Below are 12,921 nucleotides of genomic sequence, written 5' to 3'. Positions count from 1 at the left end.
TTCTATTTTATCATTTACCTTTTGTGCTGTAATGATGCGATGTCATTTCTCAATCATATGTTGAACCGTGTAATTAGCGACCAGCGCTTTGTTACAACAATATCTTAAAAATTAATTACTAACCTGCCATAAAATAGTAGAATTTATTGTAAGAAGGTGATCTGATGGTTAATCAAGTTCTCAGTGCCATTGACCATTCCGGATAATTTGGGCATAGGCGTTACCCCAAAGCAAAAGATGGTTCATCAAGGTTTCCCGGAAGATAAAACTGGTCATCTCTGGGTTAGGCGCATCATGCAGCAAAAAATAAAGAGGGTGCTTGATCGCCCGTTGCTTGCCGCCATCATTAGTGTATTGGTAAATATGAAGTGGTAATTCTGCTAACTCTTCAGCTAATACCTGGACGTAGGCATAAACAGCCGTATTCTGCATTGCTGTGCGTTCAGTTACTGTTTGTCCTGCCATCGAACTACCGAAGAGAAATGACATAGTGCTAGACAAGGTATTCTTAGGTGAAGCCTTGTTGGTGTGGAATAGTTTATTGAGAAAGCCCATAGCATCAGCTCCTTTCAGGGCATAATAAAAGCACCGACTTATGATGAAGTGCAAGACAAAAGTTAGACAAATTTAAAATATTAAGCTGCTAAGGCATGGTTTCGGTATTCGACTGGAGTCATGCCTTTTGTCTTTAAGGTTGTTCTGATATGGTTAAAGTATTGAACGTAGTCGTGAGAAAGTTCGGTTAATTCTGCGATATCCTTGCATGGCAGAAACCCTGCTAGTAACTCGGTCTTAAATAAGTGAAAGAAACTTTCTACTGGAGCGTTATCCAGGCAATTTCCTTTCCGCGACATGCTTTGAATAAACTGGTGATCCGCCAATTTTTGGGTATAGCAATCTAACTGGTAATGCCAGCCCTGATCCGAATGAATAATTGGGTGAGCATTCTCAGGTAGATTGGTAATTAATTCTTCTATGGTTTTTATAATCAGTTCTTTGTTTGGACTGATACTTGTTTGGAAAGCTAGAATCTCTTGACTCGCTTCATCAATCATCGCTGAGATGTAAGCCCACTGATGATTAGCTAAACGGACTTGTGTTACATCAGTATGGATAACATGATAGGGACGTTTTTCATTGAATCTTTGTTTTAACCGATTGTCCGCAATCTTACCAACCGTATCATGGTAGGATGAATACTTACCATTACGATGGCGATTATACAAACTTACTTGAACATTTAATTCCCGCATTAACTTGCGAATAGTATCCCCAGCCAAATGTAATCCTATTCGGTCTAGCTCCATTTGAATACGACGATAACCTGCGGTCTAACGTCCACGAAGTCTAAACCGTTGGGCAATCTTTAGAATTTGAGCCTTAGCTTCTTCGTATTTGTCGTGAGAGCGGGCAATTCGTTTACGTTCATCGTGATAGGTTGCCTTGGCAAGCCCAATGGTTTTGAGAAGATCGCCGATCTTATAGCGCATTTTCTTTGGTCGCTGTGATTGATCGTCCCTGATCTGATTCACTATTTGGTTTTTCTTCCTGGCTTTGAGGGTCCGAACAGGGACAGCGATTTTTTTAAGATATCACGCTCCATCTTAGTTTCATAAAGTTCTTGGTTCTTCTTCGCCAATTCTTCCTTTAATCGTTCCAGCTCACTCTTATTAGCGAGCTGACGAGCCTGTTTTTTAGTATGTTTCACTTTAGACGGCCTGCCTTTCGGGTGAGACTTCAAAGCTGCAATACCGTCCCGTTCAAATTGCGAACGCCATCTTGAAACTTGCGCTGTTAAAATATTAAAGCGAGCGGCTACTTCAGCCATCGAATCCTCATGAGTTTGGTAGTAGTCTATCACATTTAGTTTAAAATCGGCGGTAAATATTCGTTTATGACGTCGTTTTTCAAGGGCGTTGATCCCCCTCAATTGGTATCCCTGAACCCATTCAGCAATACGTCGCCCATTAATTTGATATTTCTTACTTAAATCATTAGTACTTTGCGAAGTCGAAAGGTATTCATGAACAATTTGGGCTTTCAGTTCTGATTTATATTTGGTCATACAAAAAAGTGCCTCACAATCATTAGATTTCTTGTATAACAATTGTAGGGCACTTCATGAAAAGCCGATGCTGATTTCGATTCTTTAATTCTTTTCACTTTTTGGGGCAGTAAATGTTTGATTATGCTTGAATAATCAAAGCCCTTTTGAATTTCTCGGTTAAATTCACTTTTTGATAGCTTTGATAGATCTAATGGTCGCTTACCTTTTTCGTTTGTAGACGTCATTTCTTTTACCTGCCTTGACAGCAACAACCGTAAAAACTTCATCTTGAATATCAGCAATGATGCGGTAACTACCAATTCGGTAACGCCACAGAGTACCGAGTTCGCCTTCCAGGGCTTTGCCCCAAACTCGAGGATTATTAGAACCTTCGATATGTTTGTCAAGCCAATTAATGATTCGTTGCTGAACAGGTTTATCGAGATTTTTCTTAAAATCTTTTAGTGCTTTTTGATTAAATGACCAGGTGTATTTCATCATTAAAGACCTAATTGCTTCTTAACGTCATCGCGAGACACAGCTTGACCATGGGATTCACGGATGTTTTTGACTGCATCTTGATAGTCAAGGCTATCTTCGAGCTTTTCTAAAACGGCATTTCGCATGAATTCGGTAGCAGTTTGACCATCAAGATCTGCTTGTTTATGAATCAGTTTTAAGACATCTTCATCAAAACGGATAGTAGTGGATTTAGTAGCAGTTGCCATGTTTAGACCTCCTCGGATTTATTAATGATATTATATCACATTAGAATGCTAATGCGTTCTATTTTGCTGATTAAAGCATCAATAGTCCGCGACCATCGTAAACTGAATCGCCATTATCTTCATTTCTGATGGCTCGATTTAAACCCATGATAGTTGCTACTACGCCATCAATTTTTTCGGTAGATTTGGCTTTATCGGGTTTAATGTTGCCCGCAGGGTCGGTCCGAATATAGATGTTATCCATCATCCAGCGCAGTATCGGGTGGCCACCGTGGGCAATCTTCTTTTCAAGGGTTAATAGCATCAGTTCCTTGGTTGGCGGGGTCATATCCTTAAACCCTTGACCAAATGGCACGACTGTAAATCCCATACCTTCCAGATTTTGAACCATTTCAACGGCGCCCCAACGATCAAAGGCAATTTCTCGGATATGATATTTTTTACCAAGATCATCGATAAAATGTTCAATGAAACCATAGTGAACAACGTTGCCTTCCGTAGTTTGCAGGTAACCTTGCTGTTTCCAGATATCGTATGGAACATGATCGCGGCGAACCCGTAAATCGACATTGTCTTCAGAAATCCAGAAGTAGGGGAGCAAAGTGTAGCCTTCCGATTCATCACATGGTGGAAAGACAAGGACAAACGCAGTGATATCAGTGGTGGAAGATAGGTCTAATCCGTCATAGCAATCGCGCCCGCGTAACTCATCAGGATCCACTGGAAAAGCACAAGCATCCCACTTGTCCATCGGCATCCAACGAACATCCTGTTTAACCCATTGGTTGAGTCGGAGCTGCCGGAAAGTATTCTCTTCAGCTGGATTTTCCTTGGCTGAATTATAGGCATCCTTGACTTTTTCCATCTTGACAGTAATACCGAGTGAAGGGTTAGCTTTTTTCCAGACAGCAGGACTCGACCAGTCTTCATCACGACTGGCGCCATAAATAACTGGATAGAAGCGGGGGTCATGTTTACGGTCTTTCATAATATCGATCGCTTTTTGATGAACTTGGTAACAGATAGAGTTTTCATTGTTACCAGCAGTGGTAATCAAAAATAAAGCGGCTGAGTGCGGGCATCCCCACAACGCCGCCAAAGTTATTTGCAAAAAATCGCCCAATATCGGTTTAAGTAAAATGGTTAATACTATCAAAAATTTGCTAAAACTGTGGATTAATGTTCAGGGATCATAACTTGCTTGGACATTCTTACAACTGTAAACTATAAGTGATACTTTTATAGCCAGCGAATAAAATTCATTTCTCACACATTCAAAAATAAAGGAGTAGCAATCATGGCACAGTTATTTTATAGTCCTGACCTGGCTGATCGACTACCTCATAATACTGGTAAGATTAGCCAAAAGCCTTTACGACGGTGGCAGCTTAGTCCGGTAAAGATTGATAATAAAACATACTACCTATATGTAGAAGAGGAAACTGGTTTACCAGTCTTTACTGACAAATTAGGCGAGGGTAAATTTAGTCAAGTTGCCATTAACTTTCTAAATAAAATGCCCTTTTTGGTTGATCCGCAACGTACTTGGTTAATGCAAAACGTTTTTTCGTTTAATTTATACCGGCCAATCCCATCTGCTGAAAACGAAAAACTTAAAAATTATTTGCAGATAATTGCTAGCCACCAAGCAGAATTTAAGGAAACCCTTAACGATAATGATGATTTTTCATCAACTGAGGATTTTAATGATCTTGTCTACTTGTTATTAGCTTTATCTGGAAATGATCAGGAAGTTTTAATGCAATTTTGCCAATTGGTTAATGAAGAACATCCGGTGAAGGTGAAAGCTCCACGACCGGGGGCCAAATATTGTACTATCAAGCTACAATTTAAAGATCCCCGTATTTGGGCGGATGACGAAGGAAAAGCCTCAGCAGATAATCCAGCAACAGTTCAAGCGATTAGCCAAAACAACCAGCAAATGATTGACCAGTTTATCGCCAGTGCCGATGGTCAGTTAATGGGGGATGATAAGACTGCTCGTCGTATCTTGGACCAATTTTTGAACCACTTCATGTTAAAAAATGAAATTTGTATGGTTACAACCAACCTAGCTGCGCCAAACATCTTTTTTGCTGGAACGTTAGATCAAATTGATGAGGATCTTCTTTCTGCTACGTTATCCAATTTTTATGTTTTTCTAAGTCACACAGGGATCGTGAGTCAATCAGCCGCTAGGGATGTTGCAGACTATCTAGATACAAGCTACGATATTATCTATGGAGAACCAGAATTAGCTATGCCAGAAGATGACTATCAAGATTCTCTTATTCAGCAGTTGCTTGATGAACTAGCTCCAGCACAATCAGATATACCAGCGAATGTTAGCAACCGTCAATTGATTAATCCACAAAACTATGGTCAAGCGTATGTAATTACTGCTAAATTAGCTGATTTTAAACCGTTAGCAAGCCGTACGTTCGTGATTAAGGGTAGTAGTACAATTGAGGAACTCGCTGAAACAGTGATTTTGATGTTTCATGGTGACTTGGCACACTTGTATGATGCAATTAATGAACAGACTCAGGAATTTTATACTCAGTCAGCGGATTTTGTGCCAGGCGGGATGACAAAAGTTAAACTTGACCTAGCAACGGTCTCATTATTAAATGAAAAAGATAAGTTAACTATTCATTATGACTATGGGGACGGCTGGGAGTTTAAACTTCATGTCCAAAAAATTCAACCAGTTACTAATGAGGAGCTACCACATGTTCAAAAAGCCCGTGGTTACGGTATTATTGAAGATATTGGTGGTGTCGGTGGTTTAGAGCAGTATTATGATGATTACCAAAAAGGGCAAGTCGAGCCTGACCTTTTTGCCTGGCTAGGTGGAGAAGCAATTGACCTTGATACTGTGGATATTACCGAATTAAACCAGTTAATTAAATAATTTGCCTCACCATCTTTGAACTTCATGTAACGTTCAAAGATGGTGATTTACTAACGGAAAAGGGTAGGTGATTAGGGATGCGGAAAGTAATACTATTTATCGCACTGAGTCTTGACGGGTATATTGCTGATAACAACGGTGGAGTTGATTGGATTCAAGGTCATAGTGACGATAGCAATAACCCAGATACATATTCAGAATTTATCAAGGATATTGATACAGTTTTGATGGGGTGGAACACATATCATCAGGTGAAAACAGAATTGTCCCCTGATGAATGGGTATATGAAGATTTGCAATCATACGTTTTTACTCATCGCCAAGAAACTTCAACCGATAATATTCATTTCACAGCAGAGCAACCTGCTAAATTAGTTAAGCAACTGAAGCAGCAATCAGGTAAAGATATTTGGATTTGTGGTGGAGCTAGTTTAGTTCAACAACTTGCACAACAAAATTTGATTGATGAATATTACCTGACCATCGTCCCTACATTGCTTGGCCAGGGCATACGCTTATTTAACACTTTGCCCAATCCAATTAATCTGCAATTGATTGGGACAAAAAGTTATAATGGATTTATTGAGCTAAGATATCAGCAAAAGGCAGAAATAACTACCAGAAAATTTAAGGCGAGTGATCTTGATCAAGTCATGGAAATTTGGCTGAATTGTAATATTGAAGCACATCCATTTGTTAAGCAACAATATTGGCGTGAGCATTTTCAAGAAGTTCGAAAGGCGTTATTGCAATCTAATGTATTGGTTGCAGAAAGTGGTGATCAGTTAGTTGGATTTGTTGGCTTGCAAGAAAACTACTTAGCAGGAATCTTTATCAAAAAAGAATTTCGAAATCAAGGAATTGGTAGTCAATTATTAACGGTAATTCAGCAGAATTACGCTTCGTTTACACTCCATGTGTATGTAAAAAATGAGTCAGCTTACCATTTTTATCAACAACATGGACTGAAAGTTATTAAGAAACAAATAGATGAAACGGGAAATGAAGAATACCTAATGCGATGGAATAAAAGTAACACCCAGCTAAAATAGCTGAGTGCCTTACAATTCTATATTTATATTTTAATCACCCCACACCATCTTTGAACGGGAATTGTAGGTAATAATTTTTCGAAGTATTTAAAAAGTCATCATCTTGGACTCTATGTTGAGTTCCAAGATAGTGGCTTTTTCCTTAAATCGATGGATTATAGCGAATCGAATCTGGATTTTGTGTATCGGCTAGGTACTCTTTGAATAGTGGTAACTTGAACTTTACTCTTCCATTATCTGCGGGGATAATCAAGTCTTGTTGAATCATTCGTCGGCGGTACTGGTTAACGTAATTTTGCTGCTGCTTGGCTGACTTTTGATAATTCATCAAGTCAGCAATCTGGGTTGTTGTCATATTATTGGCTGTTCCAACGAGATATTCCCGGTCGTGGTTGGAAAGATTATCAAAAATGATGTCATAGCTTTGCGTAAATAAGTCTTGAATATATAGGGATTTAATTGCATTAAATGTTTGTTGATTAGCAGGCTGTTGGCTAATCATAGTGGCATTCCAAAGTTTATAGCCAAGTAATTGAAAGCCAAAGGAATAGCCATCGGTTAGTTGAGCAATTTGATGGGTGACAACGGAGTCAAACTTGAGATGCTTTTGATATTCCATTTCAATCTCATTGATATTTAACATGGTTGTTTGAATATGTCGAGCTCGTTTTAAAAAGGTTAATGTTTGATCGTGCTCAATATCATAAATCATTTTAGGCAAACCATCAGCAACTAAATAAAAATTAAGATTATGTCGCTTTAAATTCTGGAGAAGTTGGATAAATTCACGGGTATTTTCTTTATGATTAAATTTATCAATAAAAATAACGACGCGTTTATTAAGCTTTGTCAACATTGTCATGAAATTCTCAATATCTTGAGTAGTGTAATCCTCGTTAGTTTTGTTAAAACTAAGTCCAAAGCCCCTTACTGAAATTGAAGCAATCTTATCAGTAAGGGTGTGCATTTTGAAAATATTTTTAAGATTGTGTCCAAAGTTTTGAACCATTCGTTGATTATTATCAATCTTCACTACATAGGTGTTAGGCAATTTCACTACTTGTTGCTCAATTTGAGTCAGGAGAGCAGTTTTGCCAGACCCGCGTAACCCCGTAATGAAAATTACTCGATTAGGATCATCGTAGGCAATCGCTTGGGCAACTGATGTGGGACTTTCAAAATCACTTTGATAGTTGGGAAGGATAATTTGAGGTAGGGTCCCAAAGCTTGGGTCAAATGGATTTTTTAGCTTATTAATCATTTTAGTTCACCTCATTTTTACATTCTTTTACATTTCGAAGCAATTTTTTGCTCCTAAGTTGATCTTTCTGGATATAATTAAAGTCCTAAATTTCAAGAATAAGTTAGCCACTGGACTCAAATAAATAATACTGACCAATTGATTATTGGTTGATGGAGCTGTGATATCTCTTGGTAGAAGGCCTTACGATAGATATTCATTGACGAATGTCCATTAAACATAGCTCGTGGATAGTGATTCATCCAATCATTAGTCGCTATGATCTGAGCACTACTATAGTTATTTATAGCTTCACCTTTGGTAATCTCCTTGCGGAGAAACCGGTTATTGATCTCATTGGATCCACGTTCCCAAGGGGAATACGGATCAGCATAGAAAACATGATCGTGAACTTGTGTTAACTCACTAAATTCTGAACCGTTGTCAGAGGTTATTGTCTTAAAGATGCGATAGTAAGCATCTGTGCCCATTTTCTGGCGTAAATTTATAAAGAACTGATTTACTGCATGCGCAGTTTTACCAGCAATTTTACTCGTGATATTAACTCGTGAAAGGCGATCAGTCATTACTAGTACAACACTGTCATTACCGTTTTTCTGTCCCTGAACTGTATCTAGTTCCCAATGGCCAATTTCGGACCGTTGGTCCGCAGTTTGAGGTCGTTGAGCAATATTAGGCCCTAAGCACCTTTTAGCTTGCGGATGAGTTCGATGATGCTTACGTTTAGGTTTTTCAAAGAGGTCTAAATTGGACGTACGAAGCACACCCTCATTAATCCATTGATATAAAGTTACAACCGACTTTGGGATCAGGGTGCCATCATTCATTAAATCTCGAGCCTTATAAATAACCGCTTGTGGGGAGTAATGGTGGTCGTCAAACTCACCAAGCATTAGCTGATCAGCTAATCGTAAAAATTGCTTTGAAGAATAATATAAGCGACGACGACCAGAATGGCGGTGATGTTCAAGATATGTGGCCTGACCAGCTTCATAACTATAGATGTAGTAAGAATATTCGTAAATCTTACCATTAGATTTTTGACGACGAAGTTGGCGGACCGTACCACGGTTGAGCTCGTTATTAATTGTTTGATGATTAACTCCTAATTGGCGACCAATTGCGCGATTGGAAAGTCCTTGCGACTTTAAAGTCGCAATCATCACACGTTCTTCTTTAGTAAGATGAGCATTCTTTTTATGAGTAGTCAATAAACTAGTAGACATGGTATCATTTAAGTGCGTCATTTGACGGACATCCTTTCATATAGGTTTGGTTCACTTAATATGATACCTGATGTCACGCCGAATGGCGTTTTTTATTTACCACCAACTGGGTGGCTAACTTCATTCTATAATCCACCATATAATTAAAGTAAAAACGAGGTAAGGGAAAATGAATAATATCTCTAAAAGTGACTGGCAATTATTCAACAAGTTGCTTCCAGAATGGCAAAAAAGATATATGAATCGACTTAACCAAGAATACAAAAGAATATTAAATGGTGATGGTTCGCCATCAAATAAATTTTGGAAGTTGGAAAAACGAATAAAAGCAGATCGAAAATCGCCGGGGGTTATTGTTGAAGTATCGAAGAGAGCCATGTTTCAAACTTTACTGCAGTTAATATCAGAGAAAGTAATTACAGATGAAGATTTAAATGGTTTTAGCGAAGAATTAAGAGATGATATTAATACTGTTATTAAACGATTTGGTTAATCTAAAATTTCGAGAATCTTGATGGGTAATAACAGTAAATAGCTAAAATGGAGCTTACTTACATAGAAATAGGTAAAGAATAGAGACTAATCTCCCCGCAATGGAATAAATTTTGATAAAAAGCCAAGTAATTACTAAATTCTTTAGAGAAGGTGGCTGTTGCTCGGCTTTTTAAATTATGAATATCCTATAACTAATCTTTTAAAAATTAATTAACCGCATTAATCTTTTGTAAATGCAGTATCTTGTCCGTATGTAGATTTTATATAATAAAAGCAGAAAATAATTGATACAAATAGAAAGTCCAGATATAAGGGAGGTTAGTTATGAACAGGAAGCAACATCAGAAACCATTTTACCGCCGTCCATGGCTATGGATAGTAGTTGCCCTATTACTAGTTGGTGGGGGATGGTTTATTAGTAACCATAATCAGGCACAGAAAACTCAAAGAGATTCAGTCGTTAAAACAACCAAAGAATTGGATAAGAAGAAAAAGTCGACAAAAGAATCTAAGGACAAAGGGAAAGATAGTTCTGCTGCTAAATCTTCCAATAATAATTAGTCGGCAGCCTCAATAAGCGAGTAACAGTCTCAGTAACCGAATAATGAGAAGGGTTATTCAAATAATAGTCAGACAGTATCTTCAATAATTCAGCAGCCTAATAATAAAATGATAACCCCACCAAGGGAATCAGAGCCATGGGATGATTCCGATAACTATGAACCAAATTCAATTATTGGTGGTAAGTCAACAATGTGCCGTTACTTGCCAGGACAATATCCAGATCCTGGAATTGCCCCTGAAAGGATTCATTAGCTGATGCCTGGGCAGCTGGATATCAGATACATCAATAAAATAAGAGTGCTATACAAAAGGTTCATTTGTATACACTCTTTTTATTATTCGAGAAATTTATCATATTCATCATCAGTTAAATTATATTTTTCCATAACTTTTTGTTTAACGATCTCTGGTTTAATATTGAGTTCGTAGAGAGAGTCAATTAACTTTTTTATGTCCTCTTTGCGAACTTCCATTTTAGCTTCCCTTTTAGCGTCCATTAAATTTAATTCGTACTTCATAAAGCCATTTCTCCTTTCTGGATCTTGTTTGACTTTATTAATTTCGTCTTGAATCTGTGCAATAAATCTATTCTTATTGTCGCCTTGATTGCACATTAAAGCAAGGAAGTTCTTAATCGGTTCATCATTTTTATCAAATTTTTTAGCAAGAGCATTGAAGATAACGACTGTCCGATTATCACCAAATTTTAGATTATGGTCTCTAGTACAAGTAAGATTAAATTCATATCGTGCCCATCCCTGCTTAAAATAATCAAAATTACAAAACATAATAATATAAGTAGGGTAATTATTGAGTACTGAGTAATTATCTCCAGGTCTTAATAGCTCATGATCAACCTGTTCTTGGTAATAACGTAACCGTGCTGGTATGTTATTTTGATTATTAACTTGCATTTCAATGACAATGATATTATTTTTATCATCACGAACATAAACGTCAAAGCGAACACGATGGGCACTAACAATATTAATATCTTTTTGGGTGTCTAACTGGATAATCTGTTTTGCTTTAATGTTTGGCAGGGCTCTATTAATTAACTCTAAACAAATTTCTTTATTTTGCATTACTAGTCCAAACATTGGATCACTAGTAATTGTCATCTTTTGCCATTTGTCATAGATTAAGGCAATTTGTTCTTCTCGTGATAGATTATTCATAAATTTACTCCTTATGTATTTTTACTTCTAAAGGAATATATACGTAAATAATCTAATTTTGCAGCAAAAATTTAAGTTCACTTACTTTGAATCGCCGCCAGTTTTTCATTATCAATCGAAACCGGTAAAACAATTGAGAGCAGTTTTATTAAGACAATATCCATCACACCGATAAAGATAATTGTCAATAAGGTAACGAAGATTTGAACAAGCAAAAGGTGCAAACCACCACCAAATAAAAGCCCATTAGGTACTAGATGACTGATTTGATGGCTAGCAAAAATACCAGTTGCAATACTTCCCCAGATACCACTAACCCCATGACAACCGAATGCATCAACAACATCATCAATTGGCAGGTGTGGTTTGATCTTAGTAATAAAGTATTGGCTAACGATTGCACCGACTATTCCAATAATCATTGAACCACCTAGTGTAACGTAGCCTGCTCCAGGAGTGATTGCTACTAAACCAGTAATTGCACCATTACAGACTCCAGCTAGGGTAACATGATTAAACTGATAACGATCTAATAACATCCATGTTACCATTGCACTTGAACATGAGATGGTCGTTGTTAACATGGCTTGCACGGCCGTATCATTAACGGCGAGGGCCGAACCAGCGTTAAAGCCGTACCAACCAATCCATAAAAGGGCTGTTCCAATTAATACCCACGATAAATTATTGCGTTGAGAATGAACATCTTTCCGTCGACCAACCCAGGCTGAAAGGATTAAGGCCGTTATTCCCGCATTTACATGAACAACTAATCCACCAGCAAAGTCAACTGCCCCTAATTTTGCCAATAGTCCATGTGGTGCCCAAACCATATGGACAAGGGGGTAGTAAACAAAGATAGACCAGCAAATGGTAAACATTACTAAAAAATTAAAGCGTCCGTGGCCGACGACCGATCCACAAAAGATTGCCGGGGTAATAATTGCAAACATCATCATAAACATTGCATAATCGCCAATTGGAATACCGGTTTTAGTGATAGCATCGATTGGCACATGAATCATTAATATATTATTTAAATTTCCGACTATTCCCCAATGGTTGCCAGAAAATGAAAGAGAATAGCCTACTGTAATCCAGAGAATCACGGCTAAGCCACACATCATAAAAACAGTTAGCAACATGTTATTAGCATGGCGCCGATTGACTAGACCACCATAGAAAAAAGCCAGTCCTGGTGTCATCAATAAAACGAGAATACTGGCGATCATGATAAATAATGTATTAACTTTTAACATGTAAACCACCTCCTAATAATTAAAGGCTAATCTATCATTCTTGAATGGATCATACAATAGGTTAGACAAAATACTGTTAAATCATTAGTTGAATTCGCTTTCATGATAAAAAAGGATAAGTATTAATTGAGTTTTGATTAATATTTTTATACGACGAAACAAAACGTTTGTACTATTTTCACTACTTAAGTTACACT

12 protein-coding genes and 3 pseudogenes are annotated in these 12,921 nt (G+C 37.6%); 4 read left to right on the top strand and 11 right to left on the bottom strand.

All coding sequences use genetic code 11. From position 1 onward, the window contains the following. Window positions 1–189: 189 nt before the first annotated feature. The 7 genes and pseudogenes from SH603_RS08625 to SH603_RS08595 form a co-directional block, all read right to left on the bottom strand. Window positions 190–555: pseudogene (locus SH603_RS08625) on the bottom strand (phage portal protein); the annotation flags it as partial. A gap of 80 nt (window positions 556–635) precedes the next feature. Continuing rightward, window positions 636–1,316, bottom strand: a pseudogene (locus SH603_RS08620) (IS3 family transposase); the annotation flags it as partial. Window positions 1,317–1,331: 15 nt separating this feature from the next. Further along, window positions 1,332–1,532: a hypothetical protein gene (locus SH603_RS08615; RefSeq protein WP_225436805.1), complete on the bottom strand. Its 201-nt coding sequence runs from the start codon at window positions 1,530–1,532 to the stop codon at window positions 1,332–1,334. Further along, on the bottom strand, window positions 1,532–2,065 hold the full coding sequence (locus tag SH603_RS08610; protein WP_321533834.1) for a helix-turn-helix domain-containing protein: 534 nt from the start codon (window positions 2,063–2,065) through the stop codon (window positions 1,532–1,534). Before SH603_RS08610 ends, SH603_RS08615 begins: the two co-directional genes overlap by 1 nt. Before the next feature lie 201 nt (window positions 2,066–2,266). Continuing rightward, window positions 2,267–2,548 (bottom strand): type II toxin-antitoxin system RelE family toxin, encoded by a 282-nt coding sequence (locus SH603_RS08605; RefSeq protein ID WP_406565502.1) that lies wholly within the window; start codon window positions 2,546–2,548, stop codon window positions 2,267–2,269. Beyond that, a complete protein-coding gene (gene relB / locus SH603_RS08600; protein ID WP_169473123.1) occupies window positions 2,548–2,775 on the bottom strand; it encodes a type II toxin-antitoxin system RelB family antitoxin in 228 nt (75 codons plus the stop codon). Before relB ends, SH603_RS08605 begins: the two co-directional genes overlap by 1 nt. Window positions 2,776–2,845: 70 nt before the next feature. Beyond that, window positions 2,846–3,861, bottom strand: a pseudogene (locus tag SH603_RS08595) (terminase large subunit); the annotation flags it as partial. Window positions 3,862–4,072: 211 nt separating this feature from the next. On the opposite strand from SH603_RS08595, the gene SH603_RS08590 reads away from it, so the two are divergent. Both SH603_RS08590 and SH603_RS11380 read left to right on the top strand, forming a co-directional pair. Further along, window positions 4,073–5,689, top strand: a complete 1,617-nt coding sequence (locus SH603_RS08590; protein ID WP_321533833.1) for a plasmid pRiA4b ORF-3 family protein — start codon at window positions 4,073–4,075, stop codon at window positions 5,687–5,689. 77 nt (window positions 5,690–5,766) lie between these two features. Further along, window positions 5,767–6,741 carry a GNAT family N-acetyltransferase gene (locus SH603_RS11380; protein ID WP_419182119.1) on the top strand — a complete coding sequence of 325 codons (975 nt, stop codon included), beginning with the start codon at window positions 5,767–5,769 and terminating at the stop codon, window positions 6,739–6,741. A gap of 142 nt (window positions 6,742–6,883) precedes the next feature. On the opposite strand, the gene SH603_RS08575 is transcribed toward SH603_RS11380, so the two are convergent. After that, entirely contained in the window at window positions 6,884–8,002 is a 1,119-nt protein-coding gene (locus SH603_RS08575) for an ATP-binding protein (protein ID WP_321533832.1), read from the bottom strand. A 116-nt stretch (window positions 8,003–8,118) separates the two neighbouring features. Beyond that, window positions 8,119–9,249, bottom strand: coding sequence for an IS30 family transposase (locus SH603_RS08570; RefSeq protein WP_321533831.1), 1,131 nt, complete (start codon window positions 9,247–9,249; stop codon window positions 8,119–8,121). 148 nt (window positions 9,250–9,397) lie between these two features. Here SH603_RS08570 and SH603_RS08565 point away from each other — a divergent pair, with 148 nt between their 5' ends. Together SH603_RS08565 and SH603_RS08560 are read left to right on the top strand one after the other, a co-directional pair. After that, entirely contained in the window at window positions 9,398–9,721 is a 324-nt protein-coding gene (locus SH603_RS08565; RefSeq protein ID WP_169473817.1) for a multidrug transporter, read from the top strand. A 326-nt stretch (window positions 9,722–10,047) separates the two neighbouring features. Beyond that, window positions 10,048–10,284 carry a hypothetical protein gene (locus tag SH603_RS08560; protein ID WP_225437793.1) on the top strand — a complete coding sequence of 79 codons (237 nt, stop codon included), beginning with the start codon at window positions 10,048–10,050 and terminating at the stop codon, window positions 10,282–10,284. Between the two features lie 338 nt (window positions 10,285–10,622). Here SH603_RS08560 and SH603_RS08555 read toward each other — a convergent pair whose 3' ends face one another. Continuing rightward, complete coding sequence (locus SH603_RS08555) at window positions 10,623–11,465, bottom strand: Rpn family recombination-promoting nuclease/putative transposase (protein WP_321533830.1); 843 nt, start codon at window positions 11,463–11,465, stop codon at window positions 10,623–10,625. A gap of 77 nt (window positions 11,466–11,542) precedes the next feature. Next, window positions 11,543–12,724: an ammonium transporter gene (locus SH603_RS08550; RefSeq protein WP_169471291.1), complete on the bottom strand. Its 1,182-nt coding sequence runs from the start codon at window positions 12,722–12,724 to the stop codon at window positions 11,543–11,545. Window positions 12,725–12,921 lie beyond the last annotated feature (197 nt).

The sequence above is a fragment of the Limosilactobacillus reuteri genome, assembly GCF_034259105.1.
Lineage (GTDB): Bacteria > Bacillota > Bacilli > Lactobacillales > Lactobacillaceae > Limosilactobacillus > Limosilactobacillus reuteri_G.
Note: the sequence above shows the minus strand (reverse complement) of the source record. Positions and strands in the feature narration are given on the sequence as shown.

Bases quoted from the DNA above. Each gene is read 5' to 3' on its own strand.
- SH603_RS08575 (WP_321533832.1), bottom strand. From the start codon at position 8,002: ATGATTAATAAGCTAAAAAATCCATTTGACCCAAGCTTTGGGACCCTA.
- SH603_RS08565 (WP_169473817.1), top strand. From the start codon at position 9,398: ATGAATAATATCTCTAAAAGTGACTGGCAATTATTCAACAAGTTGCTT.
- SH603_RS08570 (WP_321533831.1), bottom strand. From the start codon at position 9,249: ATGACGCACTTAAATGATACCATGTCTACTAGTTTATTGACTACTCAT.
- SH603_RS08550 (WP_169471291.1), bottom strand. From the start codon at position 12,724: ATGTTAAAAGTTAATACATTATTTATCATGATCGCCAGTATTCTCGTT.
- SH603_RS08590 (WP_321533833.1), top strand. From the start codon at position 4,073: ATGGCACAGTTATTTTATAGTCCTGACCTGGCTGATCGACTACCTCAT.
- SH603_RS08605 (WP_406565502.1), bottom strand. From the start codon at position 2,548: ATGATGAAATACACCTGGTCATTTAATCAAAAAGCACTAAAAGATTTT.
- relB (WP_169473123.1), bottom strand. From the start codon at position 2,775: ATGGCAACTGCTACTAAATCCACTACTATCCGTTTTGATGAAGATGTC.
- SH603_RS08555 (WP_321533830.1), bottom strand. From the start codon at position 11,465: ATGAATAATCTATCACGAGAAGAACAAATTGCCTTAATCTATGACAAA.
- SH603_RS11380 (WP_419182119.1), top strand. From the start codon at position 5,767: ATGCGGAAAGTAATACTATTTATCGCACTGAGTCTTGACGGGTATATT.
- SH603_RS08610 (WP_321533834.1), bottom strand. From the start codon at position 2,065: ATGACCAAATATAAATCAGAACTGAAAGCCCAAATTGTTCATGAATAC.
- SH603_RS08560 (WP_225437793.1), top strand. From the start codon at position 10,048: ATGAACAGGAAGCAACATCAGAAACCATTTTACCGCCGTCCATGGCTA.